This window comes from Sphingomonas populi (genome assembly GCF_004208535.1).
Classification (GTDB): domain Bacteria; phylum Pseudomonadota; class Alphaproteobacteria; order Sphingomonadales; family Sphingomonadaceae; genus Sphingomonas; species Sphingomonas populi.
Window position 1 is genome coordinate 19,853 of record NZ_SGIS01000011.1, and the last position, 21,808, is coordinate 41,660.

Sequence of the window (21,808 nt, forward strand, 5' to 3'; positions counted from 1 at the left end):
GTGGCGCCGCTCCGGCGTCCGAACGAACCGCTTAATGATGCAGCTTCGGCACCGCAGAAATGCCCGATTGGAAACGGCCATTGCGCGAGGGCGATGCTAGCCTGCAGGATAGCTGGATAATAAAGACAGAGAGGATTGCACGTATGGCCACGATCTCGGTCTTCGCCCAGCACCCGCCGGTAACGTCGCCGGCGGCGGAATTGCCTGCGTGGCGCCGGATCCTGATCATCGTCATCCTGCTGACCGGCGGGATCAAATCGGCGCTCGCCTTCACCACGGTCGTGCCCGCGCTGCAGTTGATCGCACAGGAATATAGCGGGACCGGCGATGCGGTGCTCAGCGCGCAATTCGTCGTGACGCTCGCGCCGATCGGCATGGCGCTGGCCGGGTTGCTGGCCGGTGCGATCGTCTCCTCGACCAATTTGCGCGGCATGATGTTCGGCAGCCTTGCCGTCTGCACCATCGCCGGGCTGCTGCAGCTCATCCCGATGAACTATTATCTGCTGCTCGCCAGCCGCTTCGTGCTCGGCTTCAGCGCAGTGCTGGCCGATGTCGCGATGACGAGCATCCTCGCCGCGCAATTTGGCGGGGCGTTTCGTTCGAAGCTGATCGGTTATCGTCAGGCGATGTCGTCGATCGGCACGGTCTCGACGATGCTGCTGGCAGGCTGGCTGGCGCAGAAATATGGCTGGCGCGCGCCCGGCATCATGTTCCTGCTGCCGGGGGTCATGCTTGCGGCGGCGATCTTCGCGTTCGACAAGCCGATCACGCTCGAGCGCCAGGTTGCGGCCGCCGGCGAGCGCTTCTCGATCTGGCAGCTATGGCCGCTGCTGCTGCTGTCGCTGGTGATGTCGATCGGCCACACCATGCCCTCGTTCCAGATGCCGTTCCTGCTGCGCGAGAATGGCATCACCAGCGCGGTGCTGGTGTCGCGGGTGCCGGCATTGAGCTCGGCGATTTCGATCCTCGCGGCCTTCGCCTTCGGCTTCGTCTATGCGCGACTCGGCGCCTGGACGCTGGTGATTTCGGCGACCTTGATGGGCGCCGCCTTTATCGGCGCCGGGCTCGCGCCCAGCTACGAGTTCATCCTGTTCTGCGTGGTCATTGAGGGAATCGGCGCGGGCTGGACGATACCGTTCTTCCTCAACCGGGTTCTCGACAAGGCCAGCCCTGCGCAGCGCAATTACGGGATCGGCATCGTCCAGTCTTCGCTGTTCCTGGGCCATTTCCTCAATCCGATCCTCACCGCGCCGGTGCGCCTCAACTTCGGCATCCACGGCACGTTCGTTGCTGTCGGCGGAGCGCTGGTGCTGGTGGCGGTCCTGATCGCAGCATGGACGATCGCGATGCGCGGGGGGCGCCGCAGCATTTAAAATAGACGGCTTTTAAGGGCCAAACGGCGTGTTCGCCGCATTGACCCTTATTACGCGCAACGCTAACATATAAAAGATAGCAATGTAGGAGCTTGGATATGCCTTTAGGAAGTTCGCGGCTGATCTCGGCCGACAGCCATTTCAACGAACCCGGTGACCTGTTCATCAAGCGCGTCGCCGAGAAATTCAAAGCCCGCGCGCCGCGCATGGAGAGCTTCCCGGAAGGGGATGGCTGGATCTTCGAAGGACTCGATGGACCGCGCAATTTCGGCTGGAACGCCTGCGCCGGACTGCCGCCCGAAGAGACCAAGGCGTGGATGCGCTTCGACGATATGCGCAAGGGTGGCTGGGACCCGGCCGAGCGCCTCAAGGAGCAGGATCGCGACGGCGTCACCGCCGAGGTGATGTATCCGACTCCGTCAATCCAGGCCGCCATCGCCTTGGTCGAGGACGAGGAATTTCATCTCGCCTTGGTCCGCGCCTATAACGATTGGGTCTCCGAGTATGTCGCGCACGACCCGGCACGGTTCTGCGGGCTGGTGTTCTTGCCCAATCGCGGCGGCGTAAAGGTCGCGGTCGACGAGATGAACCGCGTGCTCGGCCGTCCCGGCATGCGCGCGGTAATGGCGCAGGCCTATCCGACCGGCACCACGGTAATGACCGACGAGCACGACTATCTGTGGGCGGCGATCCACGAGCGTGACGTCAGCTTCAACATCCATGTTGCGCTCGGCATCTACAAGCCGAGCCCGCACAAAGCGAAACTGCCCGGCTATGGCCGCTTCTTCGATGCGCCCAACCGTTGCATCGAATTCATCTTCAACGGCGTGTTCGATCGTTATCCGAACCTCAAGGTCGCCTTCGCCGAAGTCGATTTCGGGTGGGTACCCTATGTGAAGGAGCAGATCGACAACAACTACCAGCGGCTTGAGAAGGTCAACCAGTTCGGTCTCGAACGGCTGCCGTCCGAGTATATCGATGAGCATTTCTACTTCGGCTACATGACCGACAGCTTCGGGCTCAACAATCTCAACTATATGAACCCCGAGCGGGTTTTGTGGTCGACCGACTATCCGCACATCAGCGCCGATTATCCCTATAGCTGGCGCACGATTCAGGCATCGATGTCCGGCGTGCCGGGTCCGGTGAAGGCGGCGATCCTCCACGAGAATGCGGCGAAGCTGTATGGCTTCCCCGCCGTTTCGGCCCAGGTCGAAAGCCGCCCGGCGCTCGCTGCCGAGTAAGGCAATCCTGTCGATCCGTGCAGGCCGTGGGGACGGTGCTGCACGGATTGGCTTCGCGCGGTGGCGCGACTGAAGGAAGACCATGATTGACAAGAGGATGTCGGTCGACGCGATCGTCGATCAGCTCCGCGATGGCATGACCATCGCGATCGGCGGCTGGGCGACGCGGCGCAAGCCGATGGCACTGGTCCGCGCGATCGCTCGCTCCGATCTCAAGGACCTGACCGTGATCGCTTATGGCGGCCCGGACGTCGGCATGCTGGCAGCGTGCGGCAAGCTGCGCCGCGTGATCTTCGCCTTCGTCTCGATGGACCAGATTCCGATCGAGCCGCATTTCAAGGCCGCGCGTCAGGCGGGCCTGGACGTGTGGGAAATGGACGAGGGCATGCTCCATTGGGGCCTGCGCGCCGCAGCGATGCATCTGCCCTTCCTGCCGACCCGCGTCGGCATCGGCACCGCGATCGCCGAGGATCCGCGCTTCAAAACGATTACCAGCCCTTACGGCGATGGCGAGACATTGATCGCAATGCCTGCGATCAAACCGGATGTGGCGTTGCTCCACGTCCATCGCAGCGACGAGAAGGGCAATGTCCTGACCCTGTCGCCCGATCCCTTTTTCGACGAACTGATGGCGCGTGCTGCGGACAAGACCTTCGTGACGGCCGAGCAGATCGTGTCCACCGCCCAGCTCGATCTGCCCGCCAACGCCCGCTACCATCTGGTAGAGCGCCCATTGATCGCCGGTGTCGCCGAAGCGCCGTTCGGCGCGCATCCGACCAGTGCCGCGCCCGACTATCAGCTCGATCTCGCACATCTGCGTAGCTACGCCGCCGCCGAAGGCGAGGCGTGGGACGCCTATCGCGATCGCTACGTCGCCGTAGACGCGCCATCCTATCTGGCAGCGGTGGGAGGTGCCGATGCGCTCCGCGCCATTGCCGTGCCGATCTATTGAGGAGCGGCGCATGACCGACACCCAAGCCACGCTCGCCGAACTGCTGATCGCCGCCTGCGCAGACGTGTGGCGCGACGATCCCGAATGGCTCGCAACCGGCATCACCCCGATCCCGCGGCTGGGCGCGAGCCTGGCCAAGCTGACGTTCAATCCGAGGCTGATGATCACCGATGCCGAGAACATGTTTCTTGAGACGCCGGCACCGATCGGCCCGCGCGATTCTACGCCGACCGCCGAGGGCTGGGCGCCCTATGCCCGGACCTTCGACAATTTGTGGGGCGGGCGCCGGCACGCATTGGTCGCGCCGGTGCAGATCGATCGCTTCGGCCAGACCAATATCAGCGTGATCGGCGATCATGCCGCGCCCAAGGCGGCGTTGCTCGGCGCGCGCGGCTTTCCGGGCAACAGTATCTCGCATCCGAACAGCTATTTCGTGCCGCAGCACAGCAAGCGCGCCCTGGTCGCGGGCGAAGTCGATTTCGTCTGCTCGGTGGGCTATAATCCAGCGCGCTGGCCCGACGGCCGCAAGCCACACCGGCTCGAGCTGCGCCGGATCGTCACCAATTTGTGCGTGATGGACTTTGGCGGGCCGGACCATGCCATCCGATTGGTCTCGCTGCATCCCGGCGTCGGATTGGACGAAGTGCGCGACAATACCGGATTTGAGGTGCTCACCGAGGGCGAGGTGCCCGAGACGGCGCTGCCCGATGCGGAGGCTTTGGCGATCATTCGCCGGCTCGACCCGCACGATATCCGGGCGACTTTGCTGAAGGGAAATCCGTCCGCCGTTCGCGCTGCGTGATGGCTCGCGGGCCTGCGATGTCGTGAAAGCACCAGTGCCGTGTTGCGACGCTATCGCCTGCAAGGTTGACGCCCGCCAAGTTTATAATGATTGATAGTTCAAACACCGGAGAGGATCAGCAATGCGCGCGGGCACGCCGGAAGCGGCGGACATCGTCTACGAGACCGACGAACCGGTCCTCTACGAGGTTCGCGAGGGCGTCGCCTGGGTGACGATGTGCCGCGAGCGCTACAACAATGCGCAGAACAGCCAGATGACCTATGCGCTCGACGATGCCTTCCGCCGCGCGGTCGACGATCCCGAGGTCAAGGCGATCGTGCTCGGCGGCGCGGGCAAGCATTTCTCTGCCGGACACGACATCGGCACGCCCGGCCGGGATCTGGCGCGCAGCTTTCCGCGCGCGCATCTGCTGCCCGACCATGTCGGCCGGCCGGGTGCCGAACTGCTCTACACCCGTGAGCAGGAAGTCTATCTCGGCATGTGCCGGCGCTGGCGCGACATTCCCAAGCCGACCATCGCGATGGTGCAGGGCGCGTGCATTGCGGGCGGGCTGATGCTCGCCTGGGTCTGCGACCTGATCGTCGCGTCCGACGACGCCTTCTTCCAGGACCCGGTGTCGCGGATGATGGGCATTCCCGGCGTTGAATATTTCGCGCATGGCTTCGAACTGCCGCCGCGCGTCGCTAAGGAATTCCTGCTGCTCGGTGAGCGGATGCCGGCCGAACGGGCCTATAGCTTCGGCATGGTCAACAAGGTCGTGTCGCGCGCCGAACTGGCGCAGGCGACCGCCGAGATGGCCGCGAAGCTCGCGGTGCAGGCCTCGCTCGGGATGTGGCTGACCAAGCAGGCGATCCATCAAGTCGAGGACCTGCGCGGCAAGCGCAGCGCGATGGATGCCGTGTTCCACATGCACCATTTCGCCCATGCCCAGAACGATCTGATCACCGGCAATGCGCTGGGCGGTGTCACCGGCAAGAGCGCCGCCGCCGACAACAAGAAGACCGACGGATGAGCGATCCGCTCGCCACGCCGCTGACCGCCATGCTCGGATGCAGGCTGCCGGTGATCCAGACCGCGATGGGCTGGGTTGCCGAACCGGTGCTCGTCGCGGCGACGGCGGAGGCGGGCGGGTTCGGATTCCTCGGCGCAGCGGTGATGGCACCTGCCGAGGCGGCGGCGAAGATCGCCGAGGTGCGCCGGTCGACCGCGCTGCCTTTCGGGGTGAACTTTCATATGTTCCAGCCCGGCGCGCCGGAACTGGTCGATATCATCCTCGCCAATCGCGAGCAGGTGGCGGCGGTCAGTTTCGGTCGCGGGCCGGATGCGCGGATGATCGCGCGGTTCCGCGATGCCGGCATTCGCTGCGTGCCGACCGTGGGGGCGGTCAAGCATGCGCGCAAGATGGCGGGCCTAGGAGTCGACATGCTGGTGGTGCAGGGCGGCGAGGGCGGCGGGCATACCGGCTCGGTGGCGACGTCGGTGCTGCTGCCGCAGGTGCTCGACACGGTCGATCTGCCGGTCGTGGCGGCGGGCGGGTTCGCCGACGGGCGCGGGCTGGCGGCGGCGCTGGCGTATGGCGCGGCCGGTATTGCGATGGGCACGCGCTTCCTGATGACCCGCGAGAGTCCGGTGCCGGCGGCAGTGAAGCATTATTATGTCAGCGCAGGGACCGACGATATCGTCGTCACCGATGAAGTCGATGGCATGCCGCAACGCATGATCCGCAATGCCGGACTGGCGCGGATCGCCGGGCGCGGGCCGATCGGATCGTGGCTGTCGGCACTGTCTGCGGGCTTCGCGATGAAGAAGGCCACCGGGGCCTCTTGGTCGCAAGTGCTGAAGACGGCGCAGGGGATGCACAGCCACGGCGGGCTGAGCCGGTCGCAGGCGATGCGCGCCGCTGCGGCGCCGGCGCTGATCCAGCGCGCGGTGGTGGACGGCGATGCCGAGGGCGGGCTGATGGCGACTGGCCAGGTTGCCGGCCGGATCGACGATCTGCCAAGCGTCGCGGACCTGCTTGCCGCGATCGAGCGGGAGGCCCGCGCGCGGATCGCTGCACTGACCGCCGCCCCTACGCGCCAGAGAAAGATAGCCTGATGCCGGTATTGACCCGCGTCGCCGATCGCATCGGCGAGATCATCCTCGATCATCCCCCGGTCAACGCGCTCGACAGCGCCGGCTGGAACGAAGTGCCTGACATCGTCACCGCGATGGGCCGCGATCCAGAGGTGCGCTGCGTGCTGATTCGCGGCGAGGGGCGGGGCTTTTGTGGCGGCGTCGATATCAAGGAGATGCAAGCGCATCCCGAGCGGATCGTCGCGCTCAATCGCGGTAATTACCGCACCTTCCAGGCGGTCCGCGCGTGCGAGGTGCCGGTGGTGAGCGCGGTCCACGGCTTCATCATCGGCTCGGGCATCGGCATTTGCGGTGCCTCGGACGTGGTGATCGCCGCCGAGGACGCCTATTTCTCGCTGCCCGAGGTCGATCGCGGTGCAATGGGCGGGGCGAGCCATCTGATGCGGATGTTCCCGCTCCAGAAGGTGCGCGCGGCGTTCTTCACCGGGGGGCGGATCGACGCCGCCGAAGCCTATCGGCTCGGCGCTGTGGAGAAAGTGGTGCCGCGCGCGGCTTTGGTCGAGGAGGCGCGGGCGTTCTGCGCGGTGATCGCGTCGAAGAGCCGCAAGGCGCTGACCACCGCCAAGGAGGCGCTGAACGGCATCGAGCCGCGTGACGTCGATCACGGATATCGCTTCGAACAGGGCTTCACGCTCGAAATGTACCTTCACGAGGACAGCCAGCGCGCCCGCGACGCCTTCGTCCAAACCGGTAAGACGGCGGACTATTGAGCATGGACCTGCGCTACACCCCCGCCGAACGGGCCTTCCGCGCCGAAGTACGCCAATGGCTGTCCGACCATGTGCCCGCCGAGCCGTTTCCCGATTTCGATTCCTCGGTCGAAGGGTTCGAAGCGCACCGACAATGGGAACGGACGCTGCATGCCGGGGGCTGGGGCATGGTCACCTGGCCGGTCGAATATGGCGGGCGCGGGCTCGACCTGATCCGCTGGCTGATCTTCGAGGAGGAATATTACCGCGCTGGCGCGCCGCTGCGCGTCAACCAGAACGGCATCTTCCTGCTCGGCCCTACCCTGATCGACTATGGCACGCCTGAACAGAAAGCGCGCTTCCTGCCGGCCATGGCGGCGGGCGACGAGATTTGGGCGCAGGCCTGGTCCGAACCCAGCGCGGGCAGCGACCTGGCGGGCGTAAGATCGACACTGGGGCGCGATGGCGACACCTACGTGCTGTCGGGCCACAAGATCTGGTCGTCGCGGGCGGTGCATGCCGATTGGGCGTTCGGCCTGTTCCGCGAGCCCGGCTCGGAGCGCCACAAGGGGCTGTCGCTGGTGTTCTTCCCGCTCGACGCGGCGGGCGTGACGGTGCAGCCGATCGCGCGGCTCGACGGCAAGCCGGTATTCGCCGAACTCTTCCTTGATGAGGTGCGCGTGCCCGTGGCCAACCGGCTCGGCGAGGAAGGGCAGGGCTGGTCGGTGTGCATGTCCACCGCCGGCTTCGAGCGCGGGCTGATGCTGCGCAGTCCGGCACGGTTCCAGGTGGCGGCGGCGAAGCTGGTCGAACTCTATCGCGGCCGCGCCGACAGCGTCGAGCCCGAGATACGGGCGCGCGTGCTCCAGGCCTGGATGGACGCCGACGCGTATGCGCTATCGATCTATGCCACCGCCAGCCGATTGATGGCGGGCGGCACGATCGGCCCGGAGACAAGCACCAACAAGATCTTCTGGTCCGAGCTCGACCTCGACCTGCACAAGACCGCGCTGGCAATCCTCGGTGCCGAGGCCGAACTGACCGGCGCCGCGCCTGACGCTTCGGTGGATATCGGCGACTGGCTCGACGGCTATATTTTCTCGCTGGCCGGCCCGATCTATGCCGGCGCGAACGAGATCCAGCGCAACATCATCGCCGAGCGCATGCTCGGCATGCCGAGGTAGCCGCAATGGATTTCCGCCTTAGCGACGAGCAGCAAATGCTGGCCGAGATGGTCGGCCAGATGCTGGCCGAGACCTGCACCGGCGCGGACCTGCGGCGGCTCTTGGACGGCGGCGAACCGCGTGATGCGGCGCGCTGGGAGCAGATCGTGGCGCTGGGCCTGCCGGGCACGATGGCGCCGGAGACGGCGGGCGGCAGCGGGCTGGGTGCAGTCGAGATGGCGCTGATCGCCACCGCTTGCGGTTACGCCGCATTGCCCGAGCCGCTGGTCGAGCATGCCGGCGTCGCGGTGCCCCTGCTGGCGGCGGCGGGGATCGATCTTGGCCCGGCGCTATCCGGTTCGACCGTGGCGGTCGGGCATCCCGTCAATCCCTTCGTCGCGGATGCCGACACGGCGGACGCGCTGCTGCTCGCCGACCGCGACGCCGTGCATCTGGTGCCGCGCGAGCAGGTGACGCTGGTCCATCAGCCCAGCATCGATCCCTTCCGCCGGCTGTTCCGCGTCGAATGGGCGGCGTCGCCGCAAACCCGGATTGGCGTCGGCGCGCTCTGGCAGGAAACGCTCGATCGCGGCGCGCTGTCCGCAGCGGCCCAATTGCTCGGGCTGGCGCAGCGCTCTGTCGATCTCTCCGTGGCCTATGCCAGCGACCGGCAGCAGTTCGGCAAGCCGATCGGGTCGTTTCAGGCGGTCAAGCATCACCTCGCCAATGCCCAGGTCAAGATCGAGTTCGCCCGCCCGGTGATCCTCGCCGCCGCCGCGATGCCGCCGTCGCCGCTTGCCCGGGCGCGGATCAGCCACGCCAAGCTCGCCGCCACCGCCGCTGCCGAGACCGCAACCCATGCCGCAGTGCAGGTCCACGGCGCGATGGGCTATTCGTGGGAAGTCGATGTGCATTTCCTGCTCAAGCGCAGCCTTGCGCTCGCCCAGGCCTGGGGCACGCCGGCGTTCCACCGCGCCCGCGTCGCCGAGCATGTGCTGTCGGCCCCGCTCGGTGCCGACCGCACCTTCGATGCCGGCCAGATCGAGGAGATCCACCGTGAAGCCGCTTGAGGTCGCGCGCAGCCTGGGGGCCGATCCCGATGTCGCGGCGCGCTATCGTGCCAGCGGCTGGTGGAGCGAGCGGACCTTGTCCGATCGCGTTGCCGACCTCGCGGCGACGCGCGCCGAGCAGGCCGCCTGGATCACCCCGCAAGGCCGCTTTACCTGGGGCGCCTATGACCGCGCCGCGACGCGGATCGCTGCGCTGATCTCGGCCAGGGGCCTCCTGCCTGGCGCCCGGGTCGCGGTGCTGCTGCCGGATGGCCCGGCGGTGCATGCCGCATTGCTGGGGGTGGAGCGGGCCGGGATGGTCGCGGTCGGCATCGGCGCGCGCGCCGGCATCGCCGAGATCGCGCATCTGCTCAAGCGCACAGGCGCCACGCTGATCCTCGCGCACGAGGCGATGCGCGATTGCACCTTGCCCGAGCTGGTCGCGGCAGTTCGCGCGCAGGGCGCGCCGCTCGCGGACTGGCTGGTCGTCCCCGACCTGATCGCCTTTCGCAACTGGAGCGCCGGCGAGACGCCCGATCATCCGCCGTTCGCGCCTGGCGACCCTGACACGCTGTTCCTGATCAACTCGACCTCGGGCACCACCGGCATGCCCAAATGCGTGATGCACACGCAGAATCGCTGGTTCTATTTCCACCAGCTCGCTGCTCAGGCGGGCCGCTTCGGTGAGGACGAGATCTTCATGGGCGCGGTGCCGGCGCCGTTCGGCTTCGGGCTGTGGACCTCGCATTTCTCGCCGACGATCCTGGGCTGCCCGACGGTGCTGCTGCCCAAGTTCGATGCCGGCACTGCGCTCGACATGATCGAGCGCGAGCGGGTGACGGTTTTGTGCTGCGTCTCGACCCAATTCATCATGCTGCTCAACGAGCAGGCGGAGCGGCCGCGCGATCTTTCCTCGCTGCGATCGATGTTCACCGGCGGCGAGGCGGTGCCCTATCGCCGCGCCGCCGAGTTCGAGGACGTGACCGGGGCTGCGGTGCTGCAATTCTACGGCTCGAACGAGACCGGCGCTCTCAGCCGCACCACCGCATCGGACACCCGCGACCGGCGGCTGAACACGGCTGGCCGCGTCATCCCCGAAATGGAGGTCCGTTTGTTTGATCCGGCCACGGGCGTCGAGGTCGAGGGCAGGGGCCAGCCCGGCTGCCGTGGCCCGGCGACGTGCCTCGGCTATTGGGACGATGACGAGGCCAATGCCAAGCTCTTCACGTCCGATGGCTGGATGCTGATGGGCGACATCGTCGAGGTGGACGACGAGGCGTATCTGCGCGTTGTCGGCCGCACATCCGAATTCATCATCCGTGGCGGCAAAAATCTGTCGGCGCCGGCGATCGAGGCGGAGGTGGCGACGCATCCGGCGGTCGCATTGGTCGCCGCCGTGGCTGCGCCCGACGCCGTGTTCGGCGAGCGCGTCTGCGTCTACGTCTCGCCCCGGCCCAACCAGCAGGTGACGCTGGAGGGGATTACCGCCCATCTTCATGCGCGCGGCGTGTCGCGCGAATGGTTTCCCGAATATCTCGTCCTGATGGACGATCTGCCGCGCTCGTCGGGCGGCAAGGTCGCCAAGGGCGAACTCACCGCAGACGCGAAGAAGCGTTGGGCGGTGCCGGCATGACCTACCAGAACCTCAAGCTGACGTATAACGGCCGCACTGCCCGCGTAACCCTCGCGCGGGGCGACAAGCTCAACCCGCTCGACTGGTCGACGGTCAAGGACTTGAAGGCCGCCGTCGCCGAGATCGAGGCCACGCCCGGCATCGACTTCGTGCTGCTGACGGGGGAGGGGCGCAGCTTCTCAGCAGGCGGCGACCTCGACGGCTATATCCGCCTCTACCGCGAGCCGACCGAGTTCCAGGCGTTCCTAGAGGATTTCTTCGAGATGCTGACCGGCATCGAGAAGGCGCGGGCGATCTGGATCGCGGTGGTGAACGGCGTGTGCGTGGCGGGTGGCATCGAGCTGCTGCTTGCGTGCGACATGGCGATCGCCGCCGAGAGCGCGAAGATCGGCGACGGGCACCTCAATTTCGGCCAACTGCCCGGCGCTGGCGGATCGCAGCGGCTGCCGCGCGCGATCGGGCTTCTGCGCGCCAAGCATCTGATGCTGACTGGCGAATTGCTCGATGCGCGCACCAGCGAACGCTGGGGGCTGGTGACCAGGGTCGTGCCCGATGCCGAACTGATCGCTGCGGCGGAAGCCTGGATCGAGCGCATGTCCAGCAAGAGCCCGGTCGGCCTGGCCGGGGCCAAGCGGCTCGCCAATCTCACGCTCGATACGACGTATGCGGAGGGCCTGCGCGAAGAGATCGCCTTCGTCCATCGCTACGCCACCACCGAGCCGGATGCGACCGAAGGCCTTGTCGCGTTCAAAGAGAAGCGCGCTCCGCGCTTTGGCAAGGAAAACCGCGCGCCCCGCTTCGGCACGCGAAAGGAAGATTGAAACCCATGTTCAAGCTGCGCGACAAATATGCGATCGCCGGGATCGGCAACACCGATTACACCAAAGCCTCGGGCCGGACGGTGCGGAGCCTGGCGACCGAGGCGTGCCTCAAGGCGATCGAGGATGCCGGGCTGACCGTCGCCGATATCGACGGCATCGTCAGCTTCAACTTCAACGACAGCGCTCCCGCGATCGGCGTGGCGACCGAGATGGGCATCGAGAATGCGGGCTACGCAGTCGATTACGCCGCAGGCGGCAACGGCGCCAACCTGATCACGCTGGCGGCCACTGCCGCGATCGAGGCGGGGCTGGCCAAGACCGTCGTCTGCTTCCGCGCAATGAACGGCCGCTCGGGCTTCCGCTTGGGCGGCGGGCGCGATCTCTCGGCTTATGGCGTGACGCAATATACCGCGCCGCTCGGCTGGATCACCTATCCGCAGGCGATGGCGATGTGGGCACGCCGCCACATGATCGATTACGGCACCACCGAGGAGCATTGGGCGGAGATCGCCACCACCTTCCGCGACAATGCCGTGATCAACGAGCGCGCAATGCAGCGCACGCCGATGAGCAAGGACGACTATTACAATTCGCGCTTCATCGTCGATCCGTTTCGCATGTACGATATCTGTCTGGAGAGCGATGGCGCCTGCGCGGTCGTGATCACCGCGGCCGAGCACGCCCGCGATCTCAAGCAGAAGCCGGTCTATATCATGGGCGGTGCCTATGGCGGCGGGCCGACCCAGGGCGACGATCTGTTCGACGCGATCCGTTGGCCGAGCCATTCGCACAATTGTTTCAAGTACCTCGCCGACGATCTGTGGGGCAGCGCCGGCATCGGGCCCGAGGATGTCGACGTCGCCGAGATCTACGACTGCTTCACCTACAGCGTGCTGATGGCGTTGGAAGGCCTCGGCTTCTGCAAGGAAGGCGAGGGCGGTCCCTTCGTGATGGGCGGACGCATCGCCCGGGGCGGCGCGCTGCCGCTCAATACCCACGGCGGGTTGCTGTCCGAGGCGTATATCCACGGCTTCAACCATGTGATCGAGGCGGTCGAGCAACTGCGCGGCACATCCGGCGCGCGCCAGATTCAGGGCGCTGAGATCGCCCTCACCACTGCCGGCGCGATGACCTGCGGCAGCGCCATGATCCTGAGGAACTGAGATGCAATCTCCCTATAATAAGCCGCTGCCGGTTCCCGATTCCGAGAGCACGCCGTTCTGGGACGGCATGCGCGAGGGCAAGTTGGTGCTCCAGCGCTGCGCCTCGAGTGGGGATTACCTCTTCCCGCCGGTGACCTTCTGCCCCGGCTCGCTCGAACGGCCCGAATGGGTGGCGGCGAGCGGCAAAGGGACGGTGTTTAGCTGGATCACCGTCCGCCATCCGGTGCCGCGCGATATCTATGCCGGCGACGTGCCCTATGTCGTCGCGATCGTCGCGCTCGACGAAGGCTGCCGCATGACCGGCAATCTCGTCGGCTGCACGCCCGAAGCGGTGCGCGCGGGGATGCCGGTCGAGATCGTGTTCAACCGCGTCACGCCGGAGATCACCCTGCCGGCATTCCGCCCAGTCGGAGACTGAGCGATGGCGTCGCCACCGATCGCCGATCCCTTCGCGGCATCACCGCTGCTGCGCCGCTTCAGTGAGGCGACGCGCGCGGAACTGGAGGCGCATCAACTCCGCAAGGTGCAGGCGTTGTGCCATCGGCTTTATGCCAAGAGCGACTATTACCGGGCGAAGATGGACGAAGGCGGGTTGGCGAACGGCGAGGTCGATAGCCTCGATCGTTTCGCCAAGGCGTTCGGCACATCGACCAAGGCCGATTTCCTCAAGGACCAGCAGGCCGCGCCACCCTTCGGTACGCGACTGGGCGTCGATCGCGGGGAGGTCGTGCATATCAGCATGACCAGCGGCACCTCGGGCCAGGGCCAGGAAATCTACGGCCGGACCCAGCGCGACGTCCACATGCTCGGCTATCTGCATGCCTTGCCCTGGTACATGGCCGGGCTGCGCAAGGGCGATACCGCGATCAACTGCGTGCCCGCCGGCGGGATGACCACCGGCGGCTGGGGCCCGGGCGAGGCGGTCCGCGTCTTGGGTGCCACCGGCTTCCATGTCGGCGGGGCAACCTCGACCGAGTCCAAGATCGATCTGATGCTCAAGCTGGGCGGCATCCACTTCATCTACGCGTCGACCAATTATCTCCACACGCTGACCGAGGCCCTGCTGGCGCGCGGCATCGTCCCGCGCGAGGCGTTTCCGGGGATGCACGGGCTGTTCATCGCTGCGGAGGGCTACCCGCTCGAATGGGCGGCGAAGATCGAGGAGCATTGGGGCTGCCGGCTGCAGGAAGGTTATGGCAGCACACAGCTCAACGGCTTCGGCGCCTCGACCGGATCGGGGGGGGTGTTCCGCGACAATGGCGAACGCGGCCTGCTGCGATTGTTCGAGTGGGAGCATCTGGTCGAAATCCTCGACCCGGAAACCGGTGCGCCGGTGTTGCCCGGCGAGTTGGGCGAGATGGTGGTGACCAATCTCTCGGTCGAGGGCAGCCCGGCGGTGCGTTTTCGCACCGGCGACGCGGCGCGCTTCGTGCCGTGGCAGGAATGCGGCGGCGGGGCGTGGAACGCGATCGAGTGCGGCACGATCGGCCGCTTCGACGATATGATGAAGATCCGCGGCAACAATATCTGGCCGTCCATGTTCGACGCCGCCGTCTTCGCGCACCCACAGGTCGGCGAATATAAGGGCCGCGTCTACACGCGCGACGGCAAGACCGAGGTCGAGGTGAAGATCGCCGTCGCCGAGCATCAGGCCGGCCTGTCGGCAGAGGAGCGTGCGAGGCTGGTCCAGTCGGTGCGCGCGGCGATCAAGCAACGCAGCAACATGTGGGTCGAGGTCTGCGAAGTGCCGCGCGCCGAGTTCCAGGGCTTCGCCTACAAAGCGCGGCGCTGGAGCGACGAGCGGCAGGACGGATATCGGCTGTGAGGGGAACCGCGATGCCTGAAGCCGAAGGCACGATACTGGCGGAGATGCTGGCGCTGGCGGATCGGTTGGCCGAGAGCGAGGATGCGCTGATGGCGGGGCAATACGCGCACCTGCGCGCGCGCATCGCCGCGCTGATCGAAGTGCGGTCCTTCGCCGACGGGTCGGACGCGGCGTGAGCGGGGTTCAGCGCTTCGCGCTCGATGGGCAGGTCGCGGTCGTCACCGGCGGCGGCGGCGGGCTGGGTTCGGCCGGAGCGCGGGCGCTGGCCGAGGCCGGAGCGGACATCGCGTTGATCGCCCGCAATCGCGCCAAGCTGGAAGACGCGGCCGGTTTGGTCGAGGAGACCGGCCGCCGCGCGCTGATCGTCGAAGCCGATGTCTCGGACGCGGCCGGCATGGTCGCCGCTGCGGAGCAGGTCGCGGCGGCGTTCGGACGAGTCGACATACTTTTCAACAATGCCGGAATCACCAATCCGCAAACCGTGCTCGACGTCGATCCGCGAGAGTTCCTCCGCGTCCTCGAAGTCAATGTCGCCGGCGCCTTCCACGTCATCCGCGCTTTCGCGCCCAGCATGATCGAGCACGGCTATGGCCGGATCATCAACATGGGATCGATCCTGTCGGGTCGCGGCATGGCGAACCGCGCCGCGTACTGCGCGTCCAAGGCCGGTCTCGCCAATCTCGGGGCGGCCTGCGCCTTCGAGTTCGGCGGCGACGGCATCACCGTCAACACGCTCGGCGCCACCGTCATCGTCACCGATCTCAACCGCGAGCTCGTCCGCACCCAGCCTGAGCTGTATGCGCGGATCGTCCAGCGCACCCCGCTCGGCCGCCTCGGCGAGACCGAAGATGTGATGGGTGCGCTGCTCTTCCTTGCCTCTCCCGCGTCCGGCTTCATCACCGGGCAGACTCTGTTCGTGGACGGCGGCTACACCGCCGGCTGAAAGGTCGAGACCCCATGACGACATCCCTCAAGACTCTGTTCGACCTCACCGGCCGCACCGCACTTGTCACCGGCGGCTCGCGCGGGCTCGGCCTGACCATGGCCGAGGCGCTCGGCGAATTCGGCGCGAAGGTTATCGTCACCGCGCGCAAGCAGGCCGAGCTCGACGAAGCCGTGGCGCATCTCCAGGCGCTCGGCATCGATGCCAGCGCCATCGCTGCCGATGTCGGCAAGCCCGAGGAAGCCGCACGCATCGTCGAGATCGTGAAGGCGGCGGGCGGCCGCATCGACATCCTCGTCAACAACGCCGGCACCTCCTGGGGCGCCAAGACCGAGGAAATGCCGCTCGACGGCTGGAACAAGCTGATGGCGGTCAACCTGACCGGCCCATTCCTGATGGCTCAGGCGATCGCGCGCGCCTTCATGATCCCCGCCGGCTGGGGCAAGATCATCAACATCGCCTCGGTCGAGGGCCTGCTTGGCCACCACCCCCGGATGATCGGCACGATCGCCTATAACGCCAGCAAGGGCGGCCTGATCACCTTCACCCGGGCGCTCGCCGCCGAATGGGGCGGGCTGGGGATCACCGTCAATGCGCTGGCGCCGGGCTATTTCCCGTCGAAGCTGACCGGCTACGTCATCGACAAGCATGGCGACCAGCTCCGCGACGACACTCCGCGCGGCCAGCTCGGCACCGACGACGATCTCAAAGGCGCCGTGCTGCTGCTCGCATCCGACGCCGGCGCGCACATCACCGGCCAGGTGCTGGCGGTCGACGGCGGCGCTTCGATCATCTGAATCACAGGGGGGATAAAGCAGGAACGCCCCCAAGCCCTTCCATCCGCAAGTGTGCGGCTATTTTCCCGCCAGTTCGTCCAGAACCCGCGTGAACCGCGCCTCCGCTGCCTTTGTGAAGGCGGGATGCGTCAGGATCTTCGCCAATCCTGCGGTGGCCCCGGCAAAGGCGATCTCGGCAACGCGTTCCGGCGAAATCGAATCGGCGGGGGCGGTCCGGTTGGGATTGTCATGTGCAAAGATGCCGGTCGCGACTGCCCCCGGCATCAGCAGCGACGCGCCGACGCGGGTTCCGGCCAGTTCCGAAGCCAAGGCTTCGACGATCGGCCACAATGCGTATTTGGTGGCGCAATAGGCCGCGAGATCCGGCGCGGTGGTCATCGATGCGGTCGAGCCGGTCACGACGGCGCAGGCCGGTTCGCCATGCTCGATCATCGTCGGGACGAAGGCCTGGAGCGCGATGACCGTGCCGATCAGGTTGACGTCGAACAAGCCGCGCCACTGGTCCAGTGGCGTTCGCAGGACCGATCCCATGCGCAGCATCCCGGCATTGGCAAAGAGCAGCGTCACCGGCGCAAGCCGCTGCGCCGCGTCGGCAAACCCGGCCATCGCCGACGGATCGGTCACGTCCAACAGGTGCAGCGCATGCGGCACGCTCGCGGCGACCAAATCGCCGCGCAGCCGCTTCAGGCCGGCGGCGTCCCGGTCGCACGCGGCCACCGCCATGCCCTGGCGCGCGGCGTGACGCGCGAGTGCGGCCCCGATGCCCGAGGCGGCGCCGGTGATCACCGCCGTCCGCCCCGCGCGCACCGGCCCTGCCGCCGCACTCACCGGAAATGCGGGATCACATGCGTGCCAATCTTGCGCAGCGTCTCAAGCTGCGCCCATTGCGGCACGGTGCCCATGTTGGTCATGAACAGGATTTCGTCGGCGCCTGCGGCGGCGAGCTGTTCGACATAATCGATGCAGTCGGCGACGCTGCCATAAGCGTTCTTGGCGCTGAGGATGCCCGAACTCGGGCGCCGACCGCCCTCGTCGGGGCGCAGGTCCATCGTGATCGTCTCGGAGGCGAGCTTGGTGGTGATGATGGTGTCGGTGCCTGCCTCGACCAGTTCATCGCCCCAGCTATCGGGATCGGGGCGCGGGCCGCCGCCATACCAATAATTGAGCGATTCGTAGAAATAGCGCTGACCGCGAATGCCAATCTTGCGGGCCTGCTCGACATCGTCGAGCACGATCGTCGGGCACAGCGCGGCGAGATGCTGAATCGGGCGACAGCCGACCTGATCGGCGACGTCGCGCGTCGCCCAGGCGTCGCGATAGATTTTGTTCTTCTTGGCCACTTCCTCCGGCCCGCCAAAGCCAAGGACCAGCGCGCCCAGCCCGCGCTGGCCGGCGCGCCCCAGCGTGTCGAGATTGGTGCATGCCATATACATTGGCGGGTGCGGTTGCTGGTAGGGCTTGGGATGGATCGGCCGCAGCGGGATCGTGATATGCGGGCCGTTATGCTCGATCTCGTCGTTCACGAACATCTTGGGGATCAGGTACATCGCCTCGTCGATGATCGGCTGCAATTCCTTCAGGTCATAGCCATAGGCGCCGGCCTCCTGCTGGCTACCGCCCTTGCCGACGCCGAAATGGACGCGCCCCTTGGAGAGGATGTCGAGCGTGGCGACGCGCTCCGCCACCTTGATCGGGTGGTTCATCGCCGGCATCAGGCAGACTACGCCGTGGCCGATGCCGATCCGGTTGGTCTTGCCCGCGATATAGGCAAGGAATGTCTCGGGCGCGCTCATATGGGCATAATGGGTGAGCGAGGTGTGCTCGACGCTCCACACCACGTCGAAGCCGAGTTGCTCGGCGAGCAATGCCTGCTCGACCAGCTCGTCGAAGACCTGGCGCTCGCCACGCGGCGACGCATCGACGATCTGCGCCTCGAAGATCAGGGAAAAACGCATTGAAGAGAACTCTCTAGTCGGGGGCTGTTGTCGCGTTCGACCCTCGACTTGGGTGCCTCCTCTTTCAAATGCCGTTTCGCGGCGCGACCGTTTGCCTACGGGCATCGCTGCCGCCTTTTGGTGCCCGAATGTGATCGCTCGCATCGATAGTGGGCACTCGACCCCTTCGCCCGGCGAGGCATACCCGCAGCATCACACACGCTCGCAAAAGAGGAACGGGACATGGGCAGCGCGATCAAAATCGTTGGCATCGGCGGAACCGCCCGGCAGGATTCGAGCAGCGAACGGGTGGTACGCTGCGCGCTGGCGGCCGCTGCCGCGCAAGGCGCCGAGATCGAGCTGTTCGACGGGCCGTTCCTGGCGAGCCTGCCGCTTTATATTCCCGACCGCACCGAGCGGACCACGGACGAGCGGCGCTTCGTCGCGGCGGTACGGGGCTGCGATGGCATCATCGTCGGCTCGCCCGGCTATCATGGCAGCCTGTCAGGCCCGATCAAGAACGTGCTCGATCTGCTCGAAGACCTGGCCCGCGACGAGCGGCCCTATCTCGAAGGGCGCGCCTTCGGCTCGATCGTCACCGCCTATGGCTGGCAGGCGTGCGGCACCACCTTGGTGGCGATGCGATCGATCGCGCATGCGCTGCGCGCCTGGCCCACGCCGTTCGGCGCGGCGGTCAACGCGTCGGTGCCGGTGTTCGACGAGAAGGGCGATTGCCTCGATGCCAAGACCGCCGAGCAGCTCGCCATTGTCGGCAGGCAGGTAACCGAGTTCGCGCACTGGCGGCGAGCCGGCCTCGCCGCCTGATGCTGCGTGGCGACGTGGCTGATCGCCCATCGGCAATAGAGGGGGCAGGGGCGGGGCGATAGACGATCACAACCCGCGGCGCATGCGCCGGCAACCAGGAAATCCGATGCGCGAAGCCCTTATCGTCTCCACCGCCCGCACTCCGATCGGCAAGGCCTATCGCGGCGCTTATAACGATGCCGAGGCGCCCTTGCTCTCGGGCCATGCCGTTGCCGAGGCGGTGCGCCGCGCCGGCATTGATCCGGCGCGGGTCGAAGACGTCATCATCGGCTGCGCGGCGCAGCAGGGCACGCAGGGCTATAACATCGGTCGTCTGACTGCGGCGGCGGCGGGGCTGCCAGTGAGCGTTGCCGGCATGTCGGTCGACCGGCAATGCGCCTCGGGCCTGATGGCGATCGCGACCGCCGCCAAGCAGATCGTGCAGGACGGGATGGAGGTCGCGATCGGCGGCGGCGTCGAGTCGATCAGCCTCACCCAGAACGCTCACAAGAACGGCTATCGCGCCCAGTCGCGGGCGGTGACCGCGCATAGCCCGCACATGTATGTAGCGATGCTCGAAACCGCCGAACTGGTCGCCGAACGCTATGGCGTCAGCCGCGAGGCGCAGGACGCCTATGCGCTGCAGAGCCAGCAGCGCACCGCCGCAGCCTATGCTGCCGGCCGCTACGCCGCCGAGTTGGCGCCGCTGACCACCCGCATGCTCGTCACCGACAAGGCCAGCGGCGAAACCAGCGAACGAGACATCACGCTCGACCGCGACGAGGGCTTCCGCGCCGATACCACGATCGCGGGGCTGTCGAGCCTCAAGCCGGTCTGGCCCGGCGGCGATCTGGCCGGGCCGGGCAGGTTCGTGACCGCCGGCAATGCCAGCCAGTTGTCTGATGGCGCTGCCGCCTGCCTGCTGGTCGAGGCCGGGGTCGCCGCGCGCGAGGGGCTGACCCCGCTCGGCGCCTATCGCGGCATGGCGGTGGTTGGCTGCCCGCCCGAGGAAATGGGGATCGGCCCGATCTACGCGGTGCCGCGGCTGCTCGAACGAAGCGGCCTCACGGTCGACGATATCGGCCTGTGGGAATTGAACGAGGCGTTCGCCGCGCAGGTGCTGCCATGCCGTGACCGGCTCGGTATTCCCGACGATCGGCTCAACGTCGATGGCGGCGCGATCGCGATCGGGCACCCGTTCGGCATGTCGGGCGCGCGGATGGTCGGCCATGCGCTGATCGAGGGCAAGCGGCGCGGCGTCAAATATGTCGTCGTAACGATGTGCGTCGGCGGCGGCATGGGCGCCGCCGGCCTGTTCGAGGTGCTGTGATGGCCAGCCTCGCGCCAACCCCGTTGCCGCATTCGTTCCTCGCCAGCCCCGAGGAGATTATCGACGAGGCGCGCAACGGCCGCATGTTCATCCTCGTCGACGACGAGGACCGCGAGAATGAAGGCGATCTGATCATCCCCGCCCAGATGGCGACTCCGGCCGCAATCAATTTCATGGCGATGCATGGCCGCGGGCTGGTGTGCCTGGCGCTGGCGAAATCGCGCGTCGATCAGCTCGGGCTAGAATTGATGAGCCGCCACAACGGCACCCAGTTCGAGACCGCGTTCACGGTCTCGATCGAGGCGCGCGACGGGGTGACCACGGGCATCTCGGCGGGCGATCGCGCGCGGACGATCGCGGTGGCGATCGATGCCGGCAAGGGCGTCGAGCATCTCGTCACGCCCGGCCATGTCTTCCCGCTGATCGCGCGCGAGGGCGGCGTGCTGGTGCGCGCCGGGCATACCGAGGCTGCGGTCGATGTCGCGCGGCTGGCGGGCCTCAATCCGTCGGGCGTGATCTGCGAGATCTTGAACGATGATGGGACGATGGCCCGGCTGGACGATCTGATCCCCTTCGCGCGGAACCACCAGCTCAAGATCGGCACGATCCGCGATCTGATCGCCTATCGCCGCCACTACGACCATCTCGTCGAGCGCCGCGCCGAAATGCAGTTCAAAAGCCGCTGGGGCGCCGATTGGCGCATCGTCTCCTATTGCAACACGGTGACCGGCAGCGAAGTGGTCGCCTTGGTAAAGGGCGTCCTTGATCCGACCGCGCCGGTGCTGGTGCGGATGCACGTCCATTCGCCGCTCGCTGACCTGTTTGCGGAGGAGAATAGCCGCTCGGGGATGCTCGACCGGGCAATGATGGCGATCGCCGAGGCGGGCAGCGGCGTCGTCGTGGTGCTGAGCTCGCCCGCCCCGGATCTGGTCGCGTGCATCATCCGCGCCCGCAGCGACGGCCGCGAAGAGAGCGGCGGGCGCAAGGTCGCGCTGCGCGAATACGGCATTGGCGCGCAGATCCTCACTGATCTTGGCATCCATCGCATCGTTCTGCTGAGCAACAGCGACACCAATTATGTCGGCCTGGACGGTTACGGGATCGAGCTTGTCGATCAACGGCCGCTGACACACGACAACTAACCTTGCAA

Annotated in this window: 22 protein-coding genes; 20 read left to right on the forward strand and 2 right to left on the reverse strand. The window is 66.6% G+C overall.

Going from position 1 to position 21,808, the window contains the following annotated elements; all coding sequences use genetic code 11:
- Positions 1-143 precede the first annotated feature (143 nt).
- The 17 genes from EWE75_RS08920 to EWE75_RS08995 all read left to right on the forward strand — a co-directional run bounded on the left by EWE75_RS08920 (position 144) and on the right by EWE75_RS08995 (position 16,590).
- Entirely contained in the window at positions 144-1,373 is a 1,230-nt protein-coding gene (locus EWE75_RS08920) for an MFS transporter (RefSeq protein ID WP_165388312.1), read from the forward strand.
- Between the two features lie 98 nt (positions 1,374-1,471).
- Entirely contained in the window at positions 1,472-2,617 is a 1,146-nt protein-coding gene (locus tag EWE75_RS08925; RefSeq protein ID WP_130156598.1) for an amidohydrolase family protein, read from the forward strand.
- 82 nt (positions 2,618-2,699) lie between these two features.
- Positions 2,700-3,569 carry a CoA transferase subunit A gene (locus EWE75_RS08930; RefSeq protein ID WP_130156600.1) on the forward strand — a complete coding sequence of 290 codons (870 nt, stop codon included), beginning with the start codon at positions 2,700-2,702 and terminating at the stop codon, positions 3,567-3,569.
- 10 nt (positions 3,570-3,579) lie between these two features.
- On the forward strand, positions 3,580-4,371 hold the full coding sequence (locus EWE75_RS08935; RefSeq protein WP_130156602.1) for a CoA-transferase subunit beta: 792 nt from the start codon (positions 3,580-3,582) through the stop codon (positions 4,369-4,371).
- 121 nt (positions 4,372-4,492) lie between these two features.
- Positions 4,493-5,383 carry an enoyl-CoA hydratase gene (locus tag EWE75_RS08940; protein ID WP_130156604.1) on the forward strand — a complete coding sequence of 297 codons (891 nt, stop codon included), beginning with the start codon at positions 4,493-4,495 and terminating at the stop codon, positions 5,381-5,383.
- Positions 5,380-6,468 (forward strand): NAD(P)H-dependent flavin oxidoreductase, encoded by a 1,089-nt coding sequence (locus EWE75_RS08945; RefSeq protein ID WP_130156606.1) that lies wholly within the window; start codon positions 5,380-5,382, stop codon positions 6,466-6,468. The genes EWE75_RS08940 and EWE75_RS08945 overlap by 4 nt, the downstream gene beginning before the upstream one ends.
- Positions 6,468-7,217 (forward strand): enoyl-CoA hydratase family protein, encoded by a 750-nt coding sequence (locus EWE75_RS08950; protein WP_130156608.1) that lies wholly within the window; start codon positions 6,468-6,470, stop codon positions 7,215-7,217. The genes EWE75_RS08945 and EWE75_RS08950 overlap by 1 nt, the downstream gene beginning before the upstream one ends.
- A gap of 2 nt (positions 7,218-7,219) precedes the next feature.
- Positions 7,220-8,380 carry an acyl-CoA dehydrogenase family protein gene (locus tag EWE75_RS08955; protein ID WP_130156610.1) on the forward strand — a complete coding sequence of 387 codons (1,161 nt, stop codon included), beginning with the start codon at positions 7,220-7,222 and terminating at the stop codon, positions 8,378-8,380.
- Between the two features lie 5 nt (positions 8,381-8,385).
- Positions 8,386-9,429: an acyl-CoA dehydrogenase family protein gene (locus tag EWE75_RS08960; RefSeq protein ID WP_130156612.1), complete on the forward strand. Its 1,044-nt coding sequence runs from the start codon at positions 8,386-8,388 to the stop codon at positions 9,427-9,429.
- On the forward strand, positions 9,416-11,041 hold the full coding sequence (locus EWE75_RS08965) for a class I adenylate-forming enzyme family protein (protein WP_206364729.1): 1,626 nt from the start codon (positions 9,416-9,418) through the stop codon (positions 11,039-11,041). Before EWE75_RS08960 ends, EWE75_RS08965 begins: the two co-directional genes overlap by 14 nt.
- Complete coding sequence (locus EWE75_RS08970) at positions 11,038-11,862, forward strand: enoyl-CoA hydratase/isomerase family protein (RefSeq protein WP_165388313.1); 825 nt, start codon at positions 11,038-11,040, stop codon at positions 11,860-11,862. Before EWE75_RS08965 ends, EWE75_RS08970 begins: the two co-directional genes overlap by 4 nt.
- Positions 11,863-11,867: 5 nt before the next feature.
- Positions 11,868-13,025 carry a thiolase C-terminal domain-containing protein gene (locus EWE75_RS08975; protein ID WP_130156619.1) on the forward strand — a complete coding sequence of 386 codons (1,158 nt, stop codon included), beginning with the start codon at positions 11,868-11,870 and terminating at the stop codon, positions 13,023-13,025.
- A 1-nt stretch (position 13,026) separates the two neighbouring features.
- Entirely contained in the window at positions 13,027-13,443 is a 417-nt protein-coding gene (locus EWE75_RS08980) for a Zn-ribbon domain-containing OB-fold protein (RefSeq protein WP_130156621.1), read from the forward strand.
- Positions 13,444-13,446: 3 nt separating this feature from the next.
- Complete coding sequence (locus EWE75_RS08985; RefSeq protein WP_130156623.1) at positions 13,447-14,850, forward strand: phenylacetate--CoA ligase family protein; 1,404 nt, start codon at positions 13,447-13,449, stop codon at positions 14,848-14,850.
- Between the two features lie 11 nt (positions 14,851-14,861).
- On the forward strand, positions 14,862-15,026 hold the full coding sequence (locus tag EWE75_RS24960) for a hypothetical protein (protein WP_165388314.1): 165 nt from the start codon (positions 14,862-14,864) through the stop codon (positions 15,024-15,026).
- Positions 15,023-15,793 (forward strand): SDR family NAD(P)-dependent oxidoreductase, encoded by a 771-nt coding sequence (locus EWE75_RS08990; protein WP_165388315.1) that lies wholly within the window; start codon positions 15,023-15,025, stop codon positions 15,791-15,793. The genes EWE75_RS24960 and EWE75_RS08990 overlap by 4 nt, the downstream gene beginning before the upstream one ends.
- Positions 15,794-15,807: 14 nt before the next feature.
- Positions 15,808-16,590 (forward strand): SDR family oxidoreductase, encoded by a 783-nt coding sequence (locus EWE75_RS08995; RefSeq protein ID WP_130156627.1) that lies wholly within the window; start codon positions 15,808-15,810, stop codon positions 16,588-16,590.
- A gap of 57 nt (positions 16,591-16,647) precedes the next feature.
- Here EWE75_RS08995 and EWE75_RS09000 read toward each other — a convergent pair whose 3' ends face one another.
- Positions 16,648-17,418 carry an SDR family NAD(P)-dependent oxidoreductase gene (locus EWE75_RS09000; protein WP_130156629.1) on the reverse strand — a complete coding sequence of 257 codons (771 nt, stop codon included), beginning with the start codon at positions 17,416-17,418 and terminating at the stop codon, positions 16,648-16,650.
- Complete coding sequence (locus tag EWE75_RS09005) at positions 17,415-18,545, reverse strand: LLM class flavin-dependent oxidoreductase (protein ID WP_130156631.1); 1,131 nt, start codon at positions 18,543-18,545, stop codon at positions 17,415-17,417. Before EWE75_RS09005 ends, EWE75_RS09000 begins: the two co-directional genes overlap by 4 nt.
- 222 nt (positions 18,546-18,767) lie before the next feature.
- On the opposite strand from EWE75_RS09005, the gene EWE75_RS09010 reads away from it, so the two are divergent.
- From EWE75_RS09010 to ribB, 3 genes are all read left to right on the forward strand, one after another.
- On the forward strand, positions 18,768-19,349 hold the full coding sequence (locus tag EWE75_RS09010; RefSeq protein ID WP_130156633.1) for an NADPH-dependent FMN reductase: 582 nt from the start codon (positions 18,768-18,770) through the stop codon (positions 19,347-19,349).
- Between the two features lie 106 nt (positions 19,350-19,455).
- Positions 19,456-20,658, forward strand: coding sequence for an acetyl-CoA C-acyltransferase (locus tag EWE75_RS09015; protein WP_130156635.1), 1,203 nt, complete (start codon positions 19,456-19,458; stop codon positions 20,656-20,658).
- Positions 20,658-21,800, forward strand: coding sequence for a 3,4-dihydroxy-2-butanone-4-phosphate synthase (ribB, locus tag EWE75_RS09020; protein WP_130156637.1), 1,143 nt, complete (start codon positions 20,658-20,660; stop codon positions 21,798-21,800). Before EWE75_RS09015 ends, ribB begins: the two co-directional genes overlap by 1 nt.
- Positions 21,801-21,808: the final 8 nt, after the last annotated feature.